The sequence below is a fragment of the Cytobacillus firmus genome (assembly GCF_023715565.1).
Lineage (GTDB): Bacteria > Bacillota > Bacilli > Bacillales > Cytobacillaceae > Cytobacillus > Cytobacillus firmus_C.
Map to the genome: position 1 here is coordinate 1 of NZ_JAMBOJ010000066.1, position 19,984 is coordinate 19,984.

General features: G+C 40.6%; 21 protein-coding genes, 1 pseudogene and 1 riboswitch. Of the genes and pseudogenes, 9 read left to right on the forward strand and 13 right to left on the reverse strand.

What is annotated here, in order from left to right:
* Positions 1-238 precede the first annotated feature (238 nt).
* Positions 239-367 carry a hypothetical protein gene (locus M3205_RS25690; RefSeq protein WP_285886772.1) on the reverse strand — a complete coding sequence of 43 codons (129 nt, stop codon included), beginning with the start codon at positions 365-367 and terminating at the stop codon, positions 239-241.
* A 267-nt stretch (positions 368-634) separates the two neighbouring features.
* Between M3205_RS25690 and M3205_RS20930 the strand changes: the two genes are divergently transcribed.
* Positions 635-781 carry a hypothetical protein gene (locus M3205_RS20930; protein ID WP_251171652.1) on the forward strand — a complete coding sequence of 49 codons (147 nt, stop codon included), beginning with the start codon at positions 635-637 and terminating at the stop codon, positions 779-781.
* 14 nt (positions 782-795) lie between these two features.
* Here the strand turns inward: M3205_RS20930 and M3205_RS20935 are convergent, their stop codons facing one another.
* Positions 796-1,647: a CAP domain-containing protein gene (locus tag M3205_RS20935; RefSeq protein ID WP_251171653.1), complete on the reverse strand. Its 852-nt coding sequence runs from the start codon at positions 1,645-1,647 to the stop codon at positions 796-798.
* 152 nt (positions 1,648-1,799) lie between these two features.
* Here M3205_RS20935 and M3205_RS20940 point away from each other — a divergent pair, with 152 nt between their 5' ends.
* Positions 1,800-1,976: a hypothetical protein gene (locus M3205_RS20940; protein WP_251171654.1), complete on the forward strand. Its 177-nt coding sequence runs from the start codon at positions 1,800-1,802 to the stop codon at positions 1,974-1,976.
* A gap of 44 nt (positions 1,977-2,020) precedes the next feature.
* Here the strand turns inward: M3205_RS20940 and ltaE are convergent, their stop codons facing one another.
* Positions 2,021-3,052, reverse strand: coding sequence for a low-specificity L-threonine aldolase (gene ltaE / locus M3205_RS20945; RefSeq protein WP_251171655.1), 1,032 nt, complete (start codon positions 3,050-3,052; stop codon positions 2,021-2,023).
* A 413-nt stretch (positions 3,053-3,465) separates the two neighbouring features.
* Here ltaE and qoxA point away from each other — a divergent pair, with 413 nt between their 5' ends.
* The 4 genes from qoxA to qoxD are packed head-to-tail and all read left to right on the forward strand — an operon-like array spanning position 3,466 to position 7,325.
* A complete protein-coding gene (gene qoxA, locus M3205_RS20950; protein ID WP_251171656.1) occupies positions 3,466-4,458 on the forward strand; it encodes a cytochrome aa3 quinol oxidase subunit II in 993 nt (330 codons plus the stop codon).
* The gene (qoxB, locus tag M3205_RS20955; RefSeq protein ID WP_251171678.1) at positions 4,448-6,424 is read left to right on the forward strand and encodes a cytochrome aa3 quinol oxidase subunit I; all 1,977 of its coding nucleotides are present in this window, start codon (positions 4,448-4,450) and stop codon (positions 6,422-6,424) included. Before qoxA ends, qoxB begins: the two co-directional genes overlap by 11 nt.
* A complete protein-coding gene (qoxC, locus tag M3205_RS20960; protein WP_251171657.1) occupies positions 6,414-7,019 on the forward strand; it encodes a cytochrome aa3 quinol oxidase subunit III in 606 nt (201 codons plus the stop codon). Before qoxB ends, qoxC begins: the two co-directional genes overlap by 11 nt.
* Entirely contained in the window at positions 7,020-7,325 is a 306-nt protein-coding gene (gene qoxD / locus M3205_RS20965) for a cytochrome aa3 quinol oxidase subunit IV (RefSeq protein WP_251171658.1), read from the forward strand.
* Between the two features lie 34 nt (positions 7,326-7,359).
* On the opposite strand, the gene M3205_RS20970 is transcribed toward qoxD, so the two are convergent.
* A complete protein-coding gene (locus M3205_RS20970) occupies positions 7,360-7,599 on the reverse strand; it encodes a hypothetical protein (RefSeq protein WP_251171659.1) in 240 nt (79 codons plus the stop codon).
* Between the two features lie 118 nt (positions 7,600-7,717).
* Positions 7,718-7,987 carry a hypothetical protein gene (locus M3205_RS20975; protein WP_251171660.1) on the reverse strand — a complete coding sequence of 90 codons (270 nt, stop codon included), beginning with the start codon at positions 7,985-7,987 and terminating at the stop codon, positions 7,718-7,720.
* Positions 7,988-8,449: 462 nt separating this feature from the next.
* Here M3205_RS20975 and M3205_RS20980 point away from each other — a divergent pair, with 462 nt between their 5' ends.
* Entirely contained in the window at positions 8,450-8,821 is a 372-nt protein-coding gene (locus M3205_RS20980) for a VOC family protein (RefSeq protein ID WP_251171661.1), read from the forward strand.
* A gap of 149 nt (positions 8,822-8,970) precedes the next feature.
* On the opposite strand, the gene thiT is transcribed toward M3205_RS20980, so the two are convergent.
* Together thiT and M3205_RS20990 are read right to left on the reverse strand one after the other, a co-directional pair.
* Positions 8,971-9,573 carry an energy-coupled thiamine transporter ThiT gene (gene thiT, locus M3205_RS20985; protein ID WP_251171662.1) on the reverse strand — a complete coding sequence of 201 codons (603 nt, stop codon included), beginning with the start codon at positions 9,571-9,573 and terminating at the stop codon, positions 8,971-8,973.
* Between the two features lie 66 nt (positions 9,574-9,639).
* Positions 9,640-9,742: riboswitch (TPP riboswitch) on the reverse strand.
* 52 nt (positions 9,743-9,794) lie between these two features.
* Positions 9,795-11,136: pseudogene (locus tag M3205_RS20990) on the reverse strand (MATE family efflux transporter).
* Between the two features lie 284 nt (positions 11,137-11,420).
* On the opposite strand from M3205_RS20990, the gene M3205_RS20995 reads away from it, so the two are divergent.
* Both M3205_RS20995 and M3205_RS21000 read left to right on the forward strand, forming a co-directional pair.
* Entirely contained in the window at positions 11,421-13,151 is a 1,731-nt protein-coding gene (locus M3205_RS20995) for an AAA family ATPase (RefSeq protein ID WP_251171663.1), read from the forward strand.
* Between the two features lie 165 nt (positions 13,152-13,316).
* Positions 13,317-14,630, forward strand: coding sequence for an ATP-binding protein (locus M3205_RS21000; protein ID WP_251171664.1), 1,314 nt, complete (start codon positions 13,317-13,319; stop codon positions 14,628-14,630).
* A gap of 65 nt (positions 14,631-14,695) precedes the next feature.
* Here the strand turns inward: M3205_RS21000 and M3205_RS21005 are convergent, their stop codons facing one another.
* The 6 genes from M3205_RS21005 to M3205_RS21030 all read right to left on the reverse strand — a co-directional run bounded on the left by M3205_RS21005 (position 14,696) and on the right by M3205_RS21030 (position 19,898).
* The gene (locus M3205_RS21005) at positions 14,696-14,848 is read right to left on the reverse strand and encodes a lmo0937 family membrane protein (RefSeq protein WP_206839702.1); all 153 of its coding nucleotides are present in this window, start codon (positions 14,846-14,848) and stop codon (positions 14,696-14,698) included.
* A gap of 416 nt (positions 14,849-15,264) precedes the next feature.
* Positions 15,265-16,038 carry a divergent polysaccharide deacetylase family protein gene (locus M3205_RS21010; protein ID WP_251171665.1) on the reverse strand — a complete coding sequence of 258 codons (774 nt, stop codon included), beginning with the start codon at positions 16,036-16,038 and terminating at the stop codon, positions 15,265-15,267.
* Between the two features lie 87 nt (positions 16,039-16,125).
* Positions 16,126-17,199: an ABC transporter substrate-binding protein gene (locus M3205_RS21015; RefSeq protein ID WP_251171666.1), complete on the reverse strand. Its 1,074-nt coding sequence runs from the start codon at positions 17,197-17,199 to the stop codon at positions 16,126-16,128.
* On the reverse strand, positions 17,196-17,999 hold the full coding sequence (locus M3205_RS21020; RefSeq protein WP_251171667.1) for an ABC transporter permease: 804 nt from the start codon (positions 17,997-17,999) through the stop codon (positions 17,196-17,198). The genes M3205_RS21015 and M3205_RS21020 overlap by 4 nt, the downstream gene beginning before the upstream one ends.
* Positions 17,999-18,802, reverse strand: coding sequence for an ABC transporter permease (locus tag M3205_RS21025; RefSeq protein WP_251171668.1), 804 nt, complete (start codon positions 18,800-18,802; stop codon positions 17,999-18,001). Before M3205_RS21025 ends, M3205_RS21020 begins: the two co-directional genes overlap by 1 nt.
* A complete protein-coding gene (locus M3205_RS21030; RefSeq protein ID WP_251171669.1) occupies positions 18,792-19,898 on the reverse strand; it encodes an ABC transporter ATP-binding protein in 1,107 nt (368 codons plus the stop codon). Before M3205_RS21030 ends, M3205_RS21025 begins: the two co-directional genes overlap by 11 nt.
* Positions 19,899-19,984 lie beyond the last annotated feature (86 nt).

The window sequence follows — 19,984 nt, forward strand, 5'->3', positions numbered from 1 at the left end:
CATTTTTTTGTAATTTCACTTCTAAATCTAAAGGCAAAACTATTTGATTCATGATATAATTCTTAAACATAAGGACCCTTCTTTCCGATAGAATTTTGTGTGGTAACTTTATTTTATCAGAAGTGGTCCTTATTTTAATCCCAAAATAAACAAAGCCGGTGAAATTTTACTCATTGTAAAATTTCACCGGCTTTTTCAATTTAGAGGAGGGTTTTGTCCCAGCCTCGTTCAATATATATTACCAATCTTGGGTGCATTCTAATAAATGATCAATTTCTACCTGTCTGATCATATAGCCAAGATCTTCTTCGGCAATTTCCGATGTTGCGTCCAATAGCAGATCAATATCCAATTGCACCAATCTCATAACCAGACCTCCACTATAATAATTTATGATCTCTTTCCTGCTATACTATTCGCTGTTCTGATGACAGGTATGGGGGCAGACGAGAAAATTATTAGTAATAAATACCCGGCTTTTCGAAATATCAATCATTTGGGCTATGAAAACTTTGAATGATTGTTCAGTTTTTCTCACGCCGCAGCTGGAAGGTTAATAGTATATAGTGAGTTTTAAAAAAACCTGACAAGGGTATAGAGTCATAAAATACATTGCTGTTTGAAGGTGTCTATTATGAAATCTAACTTTAGTGATTTTGAAAAGCTTTTGGAAGCTGCTCTCAATAAAGGGCAATCCGATAAGGAACTCACGATCCATCAATTGCTTGATGATATAAAGAGTCAACTTGAACCTATAATCAATAAAAAGGAAATCGGCTAATAAGCCGATTTCCTTTATTTTGCTATGAACATTTGAGTCCAGTAAGATCCGTCCTCTTTATAACCTACACCAATATGTGTAAAGCTGCCGTTTAATATATTTTTCCGGTGTCCTTCACTTTCCATCCATGCTTGAACCACTTGTTCAGGTGTCTGCTGTCCCATCGCAATATTTTCACCAGCGGTGCTGTAGCTTACCCCAAAGTCCCTCATCATATCAAATGGTGAACCATACGTTGGACTTGTATGGGAAAAATAATTTTTCTTTTTCATATCATTTGATTTAACCTGTGCGACGCCACAAAGTGGTTTATCTGATTTTAAAGCGTTAAGTCCATTTTTCTCCCTTTCTGCATTTGTTAGTTGAATTACTTTTGATTCAAAATCGTTTATTTCATCATTTTGCGCAGCTTGTGTTTGCTCCTCTTCTGCTTGAGGAGCCTGTCCATTCCCTTCCGGTGGAGGGTTTTCTGCAGGTGCTTGCGGCTGCTGGCCCTCCTGGGTATTTGGCTGAGCAGGTTGTTCCCCAGCCGGTCCGCCTTCTATCAATTCATTTAGCTCTTCGCCTCCAAACTGAACGATTGGCATTCCGCCATCTTCTGTTACTTGGCTATGAGGAAATTCGCCGCTTGGAGTGGAAGTACTGTAAGAGTTCGGGTCAATTGTGAGATACCCATTATTTACTTTTTGCAGTTCAAGCGGAGCTGTTCCCTTTCTTTCCCTATCTACATTCACATTATTAGCCTGGCTAATTTCTTGCAGGTCATCCCCGGTTATCTCTGTATCCATTCCCTGCTGCGTATTATTACATGCAGCAAGAGTTAAAATTAGGAAAACACCAAGGAAGAAATTTTTCTTTAATAACATTGCCTTATTCTCCTTTAAAAAGTGTTAGTTTTACATTTTTATCATACGGAGTAAGACGAAAAGTATAGGTGGGAAAATTGAGCAGTCATTTAGATGCCACTATAAAAGGCTTTGCATAATTTATTTATAAAAGATGAGAAGGAGGAGTTTCTTTGAGGCAATATATTATTACCGGCATGAATGGGGCCCATTATTACGGATATTCCCAGCCACAGTATGGTCCCTGGTGGCAGCCTATTCTACAGGGATATCCCTATCACAGCATTTGGCATCCGAGTCACTATCATTCCCAGCACTATACTGTTGCGCCGCTGCAGAGATATTTCTAAATAAAAAAACGCATGCCGGCAGATGACATGCGTTTTTTGTTTTATTATATAGCTTGATCAGCCGTTTTTCGAATCGCTGTAATGGCCTGTTCAAGCTGGTTTCTGTTCACATCATAATGGGTAACAAAACGCACATAACTAGGCCCGAAGGTTCCTGAAAGAACTCCTTCCGCTTTTAGTTTTTCAACAAATTCTAATGAAATCATCTTTAGATTTTTCACATCTGCCACTATGATATTCGTATCCACCTGGTTTACAATTTCAATCCCATTTATATTTCCAAGCTGCTGTGCAAGATATTGGGCATTTTCATGGTCCTTTGCCAAACGTTCTCTCATTTGAGTTAATGCAATAAGGCCTGGAGCAGCTATGATGCCAGCCTGGCGAAGACCGCCGCCGAGTCTTTTGCGCCATTTACTGGCTGCTGTTATAAAATCTCTGTTTCCAGCCAGTATGGATCCGACCGGAGCCCCCAGCCCTTTGGATAGACATACCTGGACAGTATCGCAGTGCTTTGTCAATTCAGATGCCGGCAGGTTCAGTGCTGCAGCGGCGTTAAATAATCTTGCTCCATCTATATGTACGGGAATATTATTGGATTTTGCAATTTGATGAATTTGTTTCATATTATCTATAGGTACAACTGCTCCGCCTGCTCTATTATGGGTATTTTCAAGGCAAATCAAGCCTGTTTCAGGAAAATGCTGATCTTCTCCCCTAATGGCATACTCCAGATCAGCAGGATTTATTGCTCCTCTCGCGCCGTTTAACGTTCTGGTCTGTACGCCTGCAAATGCAGATGGGGCTCCGCTTTCATAATAAAATATATGGCTTTCTGCCTCGAGGATTATTTCATTGCCAGGACGGCAATGTGTCAAAACGGCAATTTGGTTTCCCTGTGTTCCACTTGTCACGAAAAGTGCCGCTTCTTTTCCAAGCACTTCAGCAGCCGTTTCCTCCAGTATATTTATTGAAGGGTCCTCTCCATAAACATCATCACCAACTTCGGCTTCATAAGCCGCTTTTCTCATCGCTTCAGTCGGCTTTGTGACTGTATCGCTCCTTAAATCAATCATGTCCTCACCCTGTTTCTCTTTATTTGTACTTTATGTTACTGCAGTATTCTGTATTTTTCAATAAATAAGAAAAAGCGTTGCAACCGTTCGGTTTCAAGGAGAAAATTTCATTAAATAAAAAGTTCAAAAGTTGTTCAATAGTTAATTATGGGGGTATAAACGCTGTTATATTGCTATTTATAGAAAATAAAAAGCAATTAAAATCGATTACATTTATTTCCTTCCCACTTTTGTCACAACTTTTCACATTTGCTTATGTTAATATCATTTACACAGTGATAACTAAATTAAATAAGGGTTTCAAGGATGTGCAATTTTGTCAGACATATTTTTTTTGACATCTTTGTGAATTCACGCACATTATTTGTGAATTATTTAACAATAGTTTTTGTTTAAAGGAGATGAACCATCAGATGAAGAAAATGCTGCTCTCTTTAACAGCTATATTGCCGATGCTTATTCTCAGCGGCTGTAATATGGTTGTGTTTGAACCGCAGGGCCCTGTTGCAAGAAGCATTACTGAATTAATTAACTGGTCCCTGATCTGGATGCTTCTTGTTGTAGTAGTCGTATTTGGATTATTTGGCTACATTGTATGGAAATACCGTGAGAAACCTGAGAACAAGGATTATGAACCACCTGAGGAGCATGGGAGCACACTCCTTGAAATTATTTGGACCGGGATTCCAATTTTAATTGTTATAGCGTTAACGATTCCGACCGTAAAAACACTATATGCGCTGGAAGAAACACCAAAGGGCTACGAAGAAAAAGAGCCTATCACCATACATGTAACATCTGCTGACTGGAAATGGATTTTCAGTTATCCGGAAGAAGGCATTGAGACGGTGAACTATGTAAATATCCCTGAAGATCGTCCAGTACTTTTCAAAATGACTTCTGCTAGCACCATGCAATCTTTCTGGGTGCCTGCACTTGGCGGACAGAAGTACACCATGCCGAAAATGGAAACAGAATTGTATCTTGTTGCAGATAATCCAGGATCATATGAAGGCCAGAACACAAACTTTAATGGCCGCGGATATGCGGATATGAAATTTGAAGTGCTTGCCCAAACCGAGGAAGATTTTAATCAGTGGGTTGAAGATGTTAAGGATACAGCGCCTAAATTGACAGAGAAAGAGTATGAAGGTCTGCTGAAGCCTACTCACTTAGGAAGACTGACATATTCAAATACTCATCTGGAATGGGTAAATCATGCAGATCCTCACTCTAAGGCTTATACAAATCCTGAACTTTACAGAGGACATGGATACCAGGGCAAGACATTTGAAGAAGACGATAATTATAAAAATGAGAACCCGAATGTAATTGAAGGTCATGGCAAAGAAAGCGGCCATGATGCTAGTGAAGAAAACCATGGAGGTGGCCATAGTGGGCATTAAATGGGATGAGTTTTTTATAACTGGGGATCCCCTTATACTAGGTTCTCAGATTGCCATATTGCTAACAATGATTGGTGCAGTGGCTGGGATTACCTATTTAAAAAAATGGAACTATCTGTGGACAGAATGGCTGACTACAGTTGATCATAAAAAAATCGGTATTATGTATATCATCTCTGCGGTATTAATGTTTTTCCGCGGCGGGATGGACGGCCTGCTGATGAAAGCTCAGACAGCGCGGCCTGAAATGGAATTTCTGAATTCCCAGCACTATAATGAAATCTTTACAACCCACGGTGTTATCATGATTCTTTTCATGGCTATGCCGTTCTTGATTGGTTTAATGAACGTTGTCATTCCGCTGCAGATCGGTGCACGTGATGTTGCCTTTCCACAGCTGAACGCACTAAGCTTCTGGCTGTTCTTTAGCGGAGCTATGCTATTCAACATTTCCTTTGTCATCGGAGGATCACCTGATGCAGGCTGGACTTCCTACTTCCCTCTTGCAGGAAAGGAATTCAGTCCGGGAATCGGCAATAACTTTTACGCAGTCGCCCTGCAGATTGCCGGTATCGGTACATTAATGACAGGTATTAACTTTATCGTTACGATTTTAAAAATGAGAACAAAAGGCATGACACTGATGAAAATGCCAATGTTCACGTGGACTACTTTTGTTACATCGATTCTGATTGTGGCTGCGTTCCCTATTTTCACAGTCGCATTGGCATTAATGACATTTGACCGTCTGTATGGAACACACTTCTTTACTGTATCCGGCGGAGGCATGGATATGCTCTGGGCTAACCTGTTCTGGCTATGGGGACATCCAGAGGTATACATTGTTGCCCTTCCTGCTTTCGGGATTTTCTCAGAGGTTATTGCGACCTTCTCAAGAAAATCATTGTTTGGCTATAAGTCGATGGTATTCTCCATCCTTGGAATTGCGCTTCTAAGTATGGTTGTATGGGTTCACCATTTCTATACAATGGGATCAGGACCTGCTGTTAACTCATTCTTCTCCATCACGACGATGGCGATAGCCATACCGACCGGAGTTAAGATGTTCAACTGGCTGTTTACGATGCGTAAAGGACGCATCAAAATTACTTCTGCCATGCTTTGGGCACTTGCATTCGTCCCATGCTTTGTTATCGGCGGGGTTACCGGTGTCATGCTGGCAATGGGTGCAGCGGATTATCAGTATCACAATACATTATTCCTTGTTGCCCACTTCCACTATGTATTAATTCCGGGTGTAGTATTTGCGGTATTCGCCGGCCTTTACTACTGGTGGCCAAAAATGTTTGGCTTCATGCTGAATGAAAGACTTGGCAAATGGCATTTCTGGCTATTTGTAATCGGCTTTAATGTAACATTCATGCCTATGTTTTTCCTTGGGTTAAATGGAGCTGTAAGACGTGCTTATACTTACTCTGCCGAATCTGGTTTTGCACCTCTATTCATGCTTTCAGCCATTGGTTCAATCGTTCTGGCTGCCGGATTCGCGGTATTCTGCTACAACATTTACTGGAGCATCCGCTATGCAGACAGAAACATTTCAAGCGACCCATGGGATGCAAGAACATTGGAATGGTCTACTGCATCACCTGTTCAATTCTATAACTTTGCTAAACTGCCGGAAGTTAAATCTCTAGATCCATTCTGGCACATGAAGAAAAAGAATGAAGGCTTAACGTTATATGACAGTGAAATTGAAGAGATTCATATGCCAAGCAACTCCTGGCTTCCAATTTATATGGGTGTCATCTTTGGCATCGCAGGCTTCCTCTTAGTATTTGAATGGCACATTGGTTCAGCTGTCGCTGCGATCGGCATTTTTGCCGGATTGATCATCCGTTCATTCGATTACAATGAAGGCTTCCATGTTAAGAAAGATGAAATCCATCGAATTGAAAATGCGTGGAGAAAAACAGAAGGAGAGGTGCACGATCATGTCAGCTAAAGTGGATACTTCCTTGCCCCTTGAATATCAGACTGAGCAGGACCGCATGAATATTCTCGGCTTCTGGGTTTTCCTTGGCGCTGAAATCGTTCTATTTGCCACTCTGTTCGGAGTATATGGTGTATTATATGAACGCTTTGCTGGAGGACCAACACATCAGGATATCTTTGTCATCAAAGATGTCATGATTCAGACAATCCTCCTCTTAACAAGCAGCTTTACAATGGGCATTGCCATCTTTGAAATGCGCCGCCATAACCTGAAAGGGCTGATCACCTGGCTGGTGATTACCCTTGCTCTTGGCGCAGGCTTCCTGTTCATGGAGATCAATGAATTTATCCATTATGCCCATGAAGGCGCAACGATGCAGACGAGTGCGTTCCTTTCAAGCTTATTCGTTTTGCTTGGAACACACGGAGCCCACGTAACATTGGGTATTGGCTGGGCTACTATGGTCATTATCCAGCTAGTAAAAAGAGGCCTTACCCCTACTACAGCAAGAAAAACGTTTATTATCGGCCTTTACTGGCATTTCCTTGATGTAGTCTGGATCTTTATTTTCACATTTGTTTATCTGAAAGGACTGGTGGCTTAAATGGAACATCATCAATCAAAAAGCTTTCCGATAAGCCATGTCATTGGATTTGTTGTTTCTCTTCTGCTGACTTTTGCAGCAGCAGGAATTGCTTTATATACCAACCTCTCTTTTAAAGTGATTATGTGGATCATCGGCTCCCTGGCTGTCGTTCAGGCAGGCATGCAGCTGTTCATGTTCATGCACTTACGAGAAGGTGAGGACGGCAAGACAAACTTAGTCAATATGATATATGCAGTATTTATGGTTATCGTTATTGTAGTGGGTTCTATTTGGGTCCTGACTTCTGGGCATGCGGCTCATTAATAACAAAAAACCGGTCTCCTATTGGAGGCCGGTTTTATTTGTATTGTCTGATTCCCTTGCTTCCCTTTGTCATTTCTTCCATTACATTTATAAAAAATCCGAATCCGAAAAGCAACATGGAAGAAACCATAATGCTTAAACCGATGGATAATACATACTCACCTTTGATGCCGCTTACAAAAAAACTAGAAATAAAAACAATAAAACCTAAAATTATTCCTGCGGCTGTACTATTTCTGAAAAAATGCAAAACGCGCTGCTGTTGCAGTGTCATATCCCCATCTCCTTTATTTAATATTCTAACTACGTTCACAAATTTGTCAAACTTTTTGTCACAAATTTGTCAAAAAGATTTGTGCAAAAAAAAGCTCTGCAAGCTGCAAAGCGATTTTCTAATGATATAGCCTTTTAATGTTCTCCAGATCTTTCTTCAAATTGCTTATTTCCTGCCGGGTCAGCATGAGCGGCATTTGATCGTAAAGTGTAATTATTTGCCCCCCCTCATCTTCTTCATGAAGGGACAGATAGTTATAAAGAGTTTCACATTGATTTTTGTTAAGAACTGACTGGGTACTGAAGCTTTTTACTTTCTGGATTTCAAAGGCACTGGCTTCCTCATCAAAAACACCTGTGATAATGTTTCCCTGCAATGTATCGGACAAAGTTTTCACTCCCCTTTTTGAGTAATATACCCACTTTTGAGAAGGAATTTCCTAATATATTGGCTTTGTTTAGAAAGATTATGTTCCGTAAAAGGTATTTAAACAAGGCTGTTTTGCAAAGTTTGTTGCTATTTATATTATATTTACTGAGTTGATTGTAGGGAAGGTGCGAGATCCTCGAAAATGCATTCGTATTTTCTTCGTGCGGTTTCTACTCAAGGTAGCCTATTCGACGTCCTACGGGAGTAGCGGGACAGGTAGACCCCACAGACGCGCAGCGTCGAGGAGGCTCACCGCCCGCCCCGTGGTTTGCTGAGCATCCTCTCACTGCAATCAACAGACACCATTGATAAGCGAAAAACAACAATTTATACGAAAAGAGCCTTAAACAAAAATCGGGAAGGAAAAAGCTGTGATAAAAGGAATTTATGATATACCAAATTAAATAAAGGAGAGAATTCTTTGAGTAAATCATTTATTGAACAAGTACATTATCTTAGAATTCCTGTAAAAGATTTAGAACTGTCTGCTCAATGGTATAGAGATGTATTAGGGCTGCAGTTACTAAACAATACTGGAGAACTTGCAATTTTAAAAGTAAATGAAGGACCTTTCTTACTTATCTTAGTTCCTACCGAAGATGAAACTTTTGCTCATTTTACAATTCATAATGAACAAGAATTTAGCATTGGGTTTACAAGTCCAGAATTATCTAAATTTCATCAGCACTTAATTGAGAATCAAGTTAAGGTCGAGGATATAAAAGAAGATAATGGTCATGCCTTTTTCCACTTTTATGACCCAAATGGCAATAAACTTCAAGTACACTGGTGAGATTATATTAAATAGCTCACTTTTAAAGGTATTGGAACGGGATCGCCCAAACCGGACGTGTCCCATAATTCTTCCTGAATACATCTTTTTATCAATCAAAGCCGATATGTATAAAACCTCTCTGAAATATTTCAGAGAGGCGGATATTATTAAGAAGCATTCTTGTGAGTTTGAAGACTTTCATCATCTAATTTTCGAAGGATTAATCTCGGTGCCGATGAAATAATTAATACACACAGGATGGAGCAGATAATTGCCGCTCCGAGCATGGTTGCGCCGTTTGCCAGGAAGGAAAAGAGAACCGGTGACATTCCTTTAGGTGCATAGCTTCCGAAGAAAAGCACACCTGCTATGAAATGCCAGAAATATCGGGCTAAGCTTCCGGCAAATATGGCTAAGACAACCCAAGCCAATGCCTTCTTTTTGCTGCCTGTTCGCAGCTGATTTTGGATTACGCGGTAAAACAAACCGGCAAATCCAATCCAGGCAAATGCCACAAAATACTCGATAAATGCTTGAAGCGGAGTGGCAATCCAGGCATCCCCCATGGCAATCTGCAAAATACCCCATAAGAGTCCTGCAATGAAGCTGACTTTAAAGCCCCACCTGAAAGCCAGAATAAAAATGGGAACCATGGCGGCAGATATGGAAATGGATGGCGACAGCTTGATGGATGGCAGAAAATCAAGAATGATAGCAAAGGCAGCAAAGAACGAAGCCTCTATCATTGCAATTAACCTTAATTTCTTCATAAAAAAAATCCCCCTTTAGTCTCGTGACGATACCCCAAGGGAGAACAAGCAGGCAGAAAGCTATAACTGCCTACCATTCCACATTCCTGCGCTAGCATTAACTAACAGGTTCAAAGGGTCAGAACAGCGAACTGTTCACTCTCAGCGATATGCTCCCCTTGTGGCACGTTATTGAATTATCCGACTTTAGTATATATGAAATTCATGATGGTGAAAAGGATTTATTTTCCCTCGGTTATCATAATCTGTTTGTCCCACTTTCCGATGCGGTAATACATATAGGCGATGAAACTGCTTATTGCAAAGCTGATACCCATACCAGCAGCTATGCCTTTATCACCGATTAACTTTGAAAATAGAAATGTTAAGGGATAGCGCAGGATCCAGAATGAAATGATATTGAGTATTAGCACTTGGAACATCGCACCAGAAGCTCGAACTACACCATTCAATACAAAATTAATGCCCAGAAGCGGATAAAAAAAGGCTATGATCTTTAAATATTTAGTGCCGTAGTTAACTGATTCTTTATCTTTAATAAATAGGCGCACCCCGTGTTCTGCGAATAAAACCGTCCCAAGGGCGATGAGAAACATGATTCCAAGATTGTAAATGACTCCGTAAAACGCAATCTGATGCACCCTTTCCCATTGATTTCCCCCTATATTTTGACCAGCCATACTGTTGACCGCAGTCCCCAATGCCATCGCAGGAAGCATAATGATGCTGTCGATCCGCTGTGCTGCACCAAAACCCGCAACTACGTCACTCCCAAAGGAAGTGACGACAGACATTATGGCCATAACACCAGCTGAAATGACAGTCATTTGGAGTCCTGAAGGAATGCCAAGCTTGAAGATCAGCGAAGCCTCCTCTTTATGTGGCCAGGATGGAATCGTAAAAGGAGCAAGTTTTTTCCGGAGTATAAATATCATTCCAATTATAAAGGCGACTCCCTGTGAAAGGATGGTTGCATAAGCTGCACCATCAATGCCAAGCTGAAAAGCTGATATAAAAAGAGGATCGAGGACAGCATTTAACACGACAGCTATCAGCACAAAGTACATAGGGCTTTTGCTATCTCCGAGTGCTCTTAGTACTGTTCCTATAAAGTTATACCCGAATAAAAACAGAATACCAAAGAAGTTAATCTGCAAATAAGATGCAGCATCACTTGCCATTCCCGCTGGTGTGCCCATGAAGGCCAGAATTCTTTCCACAAGCAGAAAGCCGGCTATTCCAAGAACCATTGACAAAATGGTCTGAATGACCGTAAAGGCATTTAAATACCGTTTTAGGCCCTCTGCCTGATCTCCGCCTTTTTGCTGGGATAAAATCGTTAACGCAGCATTGTTTATGCCGATGATAAAAGAAAGTACTGTAAAGATTACAGCGCCTGAAACTGCGACGGCTCCCAATGCATCAGCCCCCAGCAAATTCCCAACCCACAGACTATCTACAAATTGGTAGGAAACCTGCAGGAAATTAGTGAGCATTTATGGGAGTTGAGAATATCAGGAGCTGTTTGAGTATGCTTCCTTTTGTAAAATCCTGCTGAGCCATCTTTACACCTTCCCCTATTTTTTTCACAGATTCTATTATTAACTATTTCACATTCAGTTTCCATTTTTATGGTTTTGCAATTAATTATGTTTCTAAAAAATTTATTTTCTCCACCAATGTCACATTTTTTTCACATATAATTGGCGTCTGAACGCTGTTGTAGCACACTTTGTAAAAAATATAATTATTTTTCCATAATTTACAACGTTTAAAAAGTATAAAACCCTGTATTTAACAATTTTAATTTTTTATAATGTAGATATGTTCAATGAGGAGGGAAAGAGTTGAAATCACGTCTTAAGAAGCCTTCGACGATTATTTCTATTGCATTGGTAGTCACGGTGATTTTGGCGGCGGTTATTTGGACCGTACAAGCAGGAAAAAAGGATGTGACTGTTCCGTTCTCTTCTGTGGAAAAAATTATAGCTTCCCAGGATGGAAAGACTGTTGCAGTACAGGAATATAAAAATGGAAAACTTCTGATAACAGCTCCTGACGGTGAGTACATCTCTCACGTGCCTCCCAACAGCGAGATGGTTGATAAATTAGTAGAAACCTATAATATACAATATTCGTTCGCAAATACAGGACCTCTAACCCCCTGGCTTCTGGTCGGTGTAGTCCTTTTGTTCATAGCCGTTGGAATTTACCTGTTTAAATCAGGAAAAGGCGGAATGGGCGCTACAAATACAATGAAGCAAAGTGTCTCGAAACCTAAAGCCCTGCCTACTATTTCGCTTGAAGATGTTGGCGGTATCCAGGAAGAAATGAAAGAGGAAATCATGCAGACTCTCTCCATTTTAAAAGAACCTGAGCGATCTTTAAAAATGGGGATTAAACCACCGAAGGGAATTCTCTTATACGGACCTCCCGGAACGGGTAAAACCATGCTGGCTCAGGCCATTGCAAAGGAGCTGGGAGCTACATTCTTCTCGACAAGCGGTTCAGGGTTCAACGAATTATTTGTCGGTGTCGGAGCATCCCGTGTCAGAAACCTTTTTCAAAATGCCAGAAAGCATTCTCCTGCCGTCGTCTTTATTGACGAAGTAGATGCACTTGCAGGACGAAGAAAGCAGCATGGCGGAGAAGAAAGTGAAAAAACGTTAACTGAACTGCTCGTTCAGCTGGACGGCGGACATTCCAATGATGGAGTATTATTTATAGCCGCTACGAACCGGAAGGATATGCTTGACGAAGCCTTCCTTCGTCCTGGACGGATAGACTTTTCTTTCAATGTACCTCTTCCTGATACCAAGGGCCGTAGGGAGATCATAAATATTCATACACGAAATAGGCTGCTGGCTGAAGATGTCATGACAACTCTTAGCGACCTTGCAGAAAGTACTTCCGGCTTTTCAGGTGCTGATCTTCATTCCCTGTTTGAAACGGCAAGCCGTAGAGCAGTCCGCAACGGACAGGAGATTATCTCTAAAGAAGATTTGGATTATGCGCTAGACCGCACCATTTTGGGAACTACCACCCGGGCTTTACAGGATGCGGGAACGAAGCAGCGGGTTGCCATTCATGAAGCAGGTCATGCCTTAGTGGCTGCTTTAACAAAACCGGGTTCCGTCCGGAAAGCAACCATCATTCCGCGCGGCGAAGCACTAGGGTACGTAGCTCCTATCCAAAAAGAACTTCATTTATCAACAACAAGTGAACTTCTTGACCAGGTATCCATGATACTCGCTGGAGGGGTTGCAGAACGGATGATCCTTGGCGAACACAGCATTGGGGTAAGCGGCGATGTTAAACAAGCGAAGCATATCATCGAGCAAATGGTTGATACCGGACTGCTTGATAACGGATTTGAGCTTACTTTCAACAAAGGCCAAAAAGAAGCGAAAATGCAGGATCTTTTCCAGAAAGCCTTGGATAGATGCGAGTTAATTATTGCGAATCACCAGCCGCAATTTGAATTCCTGGTAGAGGCTCTTCTGGAGAAAGAAACACTGGAAGGCAGAGAAGTACAGGAAATCGTGGGAGAATTAAAAGCTGAAATAGTTATTGCGTAATGTGAAACCGGTCCTCTGTGGCCGGTTTTTTTTTATGTGTTAATAGGTCATGAGAAATATAAATATGTATAATATTTTTTTAATTAAAAAAGCAATTAAATGCTTTTATATAAAGGATTATTCCTCTCTTTTGTTTAATTATTAATATAGATAATATTTGGAGGAATGGTACTTTTGAATGACTTTATTGCTGACCTGATTTTTCACTTTTTGATAATGATGCTGATTCCTTTTATTCATAAAATTTCTTCTCATTGGAGTGGACGAAGGAAGACATCTGTACCGTTTTTATCTGTATTAATAATGGCCCTCTTCCTGACGATGGCTTTTCCGGTGGAAATTACGGGTGGTCAATTTTTTAATTTGAAATTTATTCCTATTTTTGTTGCGTTTTTTTATATTAGCTCTTTTGCAGGATTCTTTACCATTTTTATATTAATTTCTATTAAAGGGTTTTTTTCGCCTGAAGAAATTTGGTTCGCCCTAATTAATTATACTATTATTTCAATTCTCTTTTACTTTGCGGGAAAATTTTATAAGAACCGAACTTTCGGACAAAAAGTCAGTATTGCTGCATTATTTTATCTTCCGATCACCATTACAAGGTACCTAATCTTCCTTCAAACGGATTTAAAAGAAGAAGGTGTGTATTTATTATTGTTTTCAGCAGTTTCGATCGTAACTCTTTCCATGATTATTTATCTGATCGAAATGAATCTTCTTCAGGAGGAAATAATGGAAAAGGTGAAAAGTGCAGAAAAAATCAATGCAATCAGTCAGCTGGCTGCGTCAGTCGCCCATGAAATTAGAAATCCGATGACTACTGTAAAAGGTTTCTTGCAAATGATGAAGGATGAAAAAAATCTTACTAGCAATCAAAAGACGTTTATTAAAGTTTCTTTGGAAGAGCTGGATAGAACCAATCATATTATAAATGATTTTCTTTCACTTGCACGCCCGGATACTGCTGCTGTTAGGAAGGTTTATCTTTCTGAATTATTATTAGAAGTGGCTGACTTTATGCGGCCTTATGGATTATTATCAAAGGTTGAAATAAAGACAAGCATTTTTGAAGGAATCTATATTGTTGGTAACCCAAATGAAATGAAACAACTAATTATCAATTTATTGAAGAATAGTATAGAAGCAATGCCTGGCGGAGGGGTTCTGGAGATTTCAGCCTACAAAAAAAATACTACTGCAGATATACAAATTAAAGACGAAGGTGTCGGTATGTCTAATGAAACACTTCGAATGCTCGGACAGCCCTACTATTCGACAAAAACAAAAGGAACCGGTTTAGGGCTGATGATATCCTTTGATATTATCAATCGATTGAAAGGAAAATATTTAATCGATAGTACTCCGGGCAAAGGCACAACCTTTACGATCTCTCTTCCTTTATATTACTCTTCTGAAGAGGTTCTGAGCCCTTCATTCCATAACGGAACTGAAAGACAGCATGTAAAGGAAACCTGATTTCTAAACTTTAGAATAAACATACCACTGAAAAAAGCCTCCATAAAAATGAAGGCTTTTTTCATTTATCCCCTGCCGGATGCGCGGCCTCTAATAAAGTTGACCACAATGATAATCGCTGCGATTACCAGTAATATATGAATGATGCCTCCTGCAATTTTGAATATTAATCCCAAAATCCATAATACAAGCAGAATACCTGCAATAGTCCAAAGCATGCTATTCCTTCCTTCCTGTCGTGTTTACTATATAAATACCCTTAGTGTAAAAAAGAAAAACATTGCCGCAGTTTTTATTTGCGTTACAATATTAGGTTACACATAGGAAGCATATTTTTATTCAAAAAGTATTTTATTATTATACAGCCAACTTGCCAGTAACCCATGTGGAAAAAGCAAAATAAAATTCAACAAACTTCCCGTAACTCAATGGCTCTTTCTTTGCATCCTTTTCCCATCTTTGCATATACTATATTCACGGCCGCCCACCTCTTCTAAACGCCATCGTTGCGGGACTAACCAGACCGGAATGTGGGCGGCCACCTGTATAGGTGACAGGCACCTGTACCACCACTAGACCACTTTCACACACACCATAAAAGCTGCAGACCGTTCAGGGCTTGCAGCTTTTATTTTTACGGTCCTTCATCAATAAGATCGTAGCCAGGAATCAATTCTGACAGTGGGACAATTTGGGCTTTCTCTTTATATACAGGTATATACTCTTTTAGTACACTAACCATCTTTGTACCTGTGATGCCAACATGGCCGATTGCAATAATGCGTTCGTTTTTGACCAGTTTTTCAGCAAGTCTGTCAGCCTGTTGGGTAATATGTGCTGTCGTGTATATATCATCGAAGAAAATGTTATTTTCGACATACGGAACACCTATTTCATTTGCCAGCTTGCCGATGACGCTTTTTCCGGTTGTTTTGCTGTCAAGATAAAATAATCCGTGTTCTTTACATACTTCAAGGACAACTCTCATAACCCGTTCATTTTCAGTGGCTCTTGAACCCATATGATGATTCATGCCGACTGCATGGGGAACTTCCTTTATGGCGCTCTCTACTCTGCTGCGGATCTCTTCATCTGTTAAATCTGTTGTGATGGCTCCCGGCCCAAGCCAGCTCCTTTTTCCTCTTTTCGGCTCCATTGGCATATGAACGATTACTTCATGCCCATTTTTATTTGCCAGTTCTGCATCTTCTTTTGTCGTTGGCATAAAAGGCATGATGGCAGCCGTCAAGGTTACCGGCAGTTCCATCATTTCTTTTGTTCCCTTCATATTGTTCCCTAGATCATCAATAACAATGGCCAATTCAGGTTTTTGAGAAGCAGCACTTATGGGAGTTCCTGCGCTTCCGAACGAAAAAATCAATACAAATATGATGAAGTATCTATTCATTTTTTCATCCTCCTTTGCGCTAGCATTCCCCAGATCCATGAATCTGTTCCAAAACAAAAACTGCCAGGAATGAATCCTGGCAGTTCCCTATTTCTTATGCATTTTAAACTCAAGGAAGAGCTCATTATAATAAGAAAGCATCTTTTTTCCGAGGTTCTCATAAACCTCCAGCCGTGCTGTCATTTCTTCATCGGGATAAAAGCGTTCATCTGAGATTGTTTCTTCGTCCATATAGTTCAGTGCCTCTTTATTTGGCGTTGAATATCCGACGTATTCTGTATTTTGAGCCGCATTTTCCGGGTCAAGCATGAAATTCATGAACTGGTGTGCTGCTTCCGGGTTTTTGGCAGTCTTAGGGATGACCATATTATCAAACCAGAGATTGGATCCTTCTTCAGGAACTACATATTCCAGATTATCTTTCTCCCACATAAGCTCCTGGGCCGTGCCGGACCAGACCACGCCAATACCGGCTTCATCATTTTCCATCAGCATTCTGATTTCATCACCCACAATGGCCTTAATGTTAGGTGTAAGGTGATCGAGCTTTTCTTTTGCTTCGATCAAATGGCCTTTATTCTTGTCATTAAGAGAATAATTAAGACTGTTGAGCGCCATGCCCATTACTTCCCTTGCCCCATCGATCAAGAGGATCTGGTTCTTTAAATCAGGATCCCATAGATCATTCCAGTTCGTGATCTTGTTATCACCTAAAATATCGGTGTTATAAAGAATCCCGACTGTGCCCCAAAAATAGGGAATCGAATATGCATTTCCGGGATCAAAAGGCAGGTCAATAAAACGCTGATCAATATATTTCAGATTCGGAATTTTTGAATGATTAACCGGCAGCAGCAGGTCTTCCTCTTTCATTTTTTCAATCGCATATTCTGATGGGACTGCAATATCATAGGCTGTGCCGCCTTGTTCAATTTTTGTCATCATCGCTTCATTGGAATCGAATGTTTCATAGATGACCTTTATGCCTGTTTCCTGTTCGAACTTATCCACCAGTTCTGCATCAATATAATCGCCCCAGTTAAAAATGGTCAATGTATTGCTGCTTGTGTAGCCCTGGGAGGTATTCAGCCCGGAAACGATGTACAACAAGGCGAATGAAACGATTAATACGGCGGCGAGTGCCTGAATGAGCTTCTTCATTGCCTTACCCCCATTCCATTCGGCTTCTCATTGCGCTTTGTAATAAAGTAATAGCCTGTTACCAGAATGATGGTAAATAGGAAAAGCAAAGCGGATAAAGCATTGATATTTAATGAAACTCCCCTTCTTGCCAGCGAATAAATTTCAACAGACAAAGTGGTAAATCCATTTCCTGTTACAAAGAAAGTGACGGCAAAATCATCAAGGGAATAGGTCAGGGCCATAAAAAAGCCGGCGAATATCCCTGGTGTGATATAAGGGAGAATGACCTTAGTCAACACATCCAACCTGCTGGCCCCAAGATCCATGGCTGCATAAATCATTGAAGTGCTCATCTCTTCAATTTTAGGCAATACCATCAGGACAACGATCGGAACACTAAAGGCAATGTGTGCCAGTAAAACAGATATAAAGCCAAGCTTAAGTCCGATCATCGTAAAGAGAATTAAAAACGACGCACCAATAATAACATCCGGACTGACAATCAGAACATTATTTAATGAAAGCAGCGTGTTTTTCACTCTGCGTTTTCGTGCATAAGAAATGGCGAGTGCCCCGGCCACTCCAACAATGGTTGATATAGCTGCCGATAAAAGGGCAATAATCACCGTGTTCAGGACAATGATGAGCAATCGGGTATCATTAAACAGCTCCCGGTACCAATCCAATGTAAATCCTTCGAATTGATACATAGTCCCACCGCTATTAAAAGAATAAAAGATCAAATAAAAAATCGGGGCGTATAGAATGACAAAGATAAGACCCAAATAAAACGCCGGCCATTTCCTGTTCTTTTTCATTATAGAATTCCCCGCTTTCTTCTGCCGGTCAGCACCATAATGAGCACCATGGCAATAATCAGGAAGACGGCAATGGTAGAGCCCATTCCCCAATCCTGTGTTACAAGAAAGTGCTGCTCAATGGCGGTTCCAAGAGTGATGACACGGTTTCCTGCAATCAGTCTTGTCAGCATGAATAACGATAAAGCAGGGATAAAGACAATCTGGCATCCTGCTTTCACGCCATCCAGTGTCAATGGAAAGATAACACGTTTGAATGTTACCCAGGAAGATCCACCTAGATCATTAGAAGCATCCAAAAGTGTTGGGTTCAATTCATCCAAAGAATTAAATATTGGCAATATCATAAAAGGAAGAAATATATAGACCGACACAAAAATAAAGCTGAAATCCGTAAACAGGATTTGTCTTCCGCCGATTCCCACCGCTTCCAGAAAGCTGTTTGCAGCGCCATAGGTTCCGAAGATGCCAAGGAAAGCATAGGCTTTTAAAAGCAGATTAATCCAGGATGGCAAGATGATCAATAATAGCCACAGCTGTTTATGCTTTGTTTTCGTGAGCAAATAGGCCGTCGGATATGAGATCAGCAAAGAAAATAACGTAATTAAAAAAGCGTACCAAAAGGAGCTTAGAGTCATTTTTAAATAAACTGGCGTAAAGAATTTCCGATAATTCTCCAGTGTGAGATGCCCTTCAATATTAAAGAATGAATAATACAAAACAAGCAGCAAAGGCGTCACAACAAAGAGGGCAATCCAAAGCACATAAGGAATTAAATAAAAATTGCGGGAATTAGTTCTCATGGCTTCCCTCTTCATAAGCTTCTAATCGCTTATCAAATTCCTCTTCAGTTTCACCATGCCTCATGACATGAATCGCTTCAGGGTCGAAATAAAGACCAATTTGATCCCCAACGGTCGCCTTTTTGGTTGAATGGACGAGCCATTCATTGCCATCGCTGTCATAGCAGCTGATTTCATAATGAACTCCCCTGAATAGCTGGGAGTCAACTTTAACCTTCAGCTTCCCATCATCCGGGGCTGTAATAGCGAGATCTTCAGGCCGGATCACGATCTCAACCTCTTCATTGGGTTCAAAGCCTCCGTCAACACACTCAAATAAATTCCTGGCAAACTGGACCTGATAATCCTTGATCATCGTTCCCGCAACAATATTGGATTCACCAATAAAATCAGCTACAAAGCGATTGATCGGCTCGTCATAAATATCAGTTGGAGTACCGCTCTGCTCAATGCTTCCGCTGTTAAGCACGAAGATTTCATCTGACATGGCCAGTGCTTCCTCCTGATCATGTGTAACGAATATAAACGTGATGCCAAGATTCCTCTGCAGCTCCCTGAGCTCATATTGCATTTCGGTCCGCAGCTTCAGGTCAAGTGCGGATAGAGGCTCATCCAGGAGAATGACCTCAGGCTCATTGACAATGGCTCTTGCGATGGCTACACGCTGGCGCTGACCTCCTGACATTTCTTTAATTTCCCGGTTTTCATATCCTTTAAGGTTTACAAACTTCAGTGCTTCTTTTACTTTTTTCTCAATCTCCGCTTTCTTCATTTTTTTGATTTTTAAGCCGAATGCAATATTTTCAAATACATTAAGATGCGGAAATAGGGCATAGTCCTGGAAAACGGTGTTTACTTGTCTTTTGTTGGCAGGAACATGATTAATGATTTTCCCATTAAAATATATATCCCCTTCAGACGGTTCAGTAAAGCCGGCAATCAGCCGCAATATCGTCGTTTTCCCGCAGCCCGATGGCCCTAACAGGGTATAGAACTTCCCGCGTTCAACTTCAAAGCTGACATCTTTTAAAACTGGCGGGTCATTATCATATTTTTTTGTCACCGAATTAAAACGGATAATGGTGTTTTCTGTCATCTAACTCTCCCTATCTATAGAAATTTACAGCACGTAGGCCTTGTTAAGTTCAAACGTATAATATCATATATTGCCCGAAATCTGTC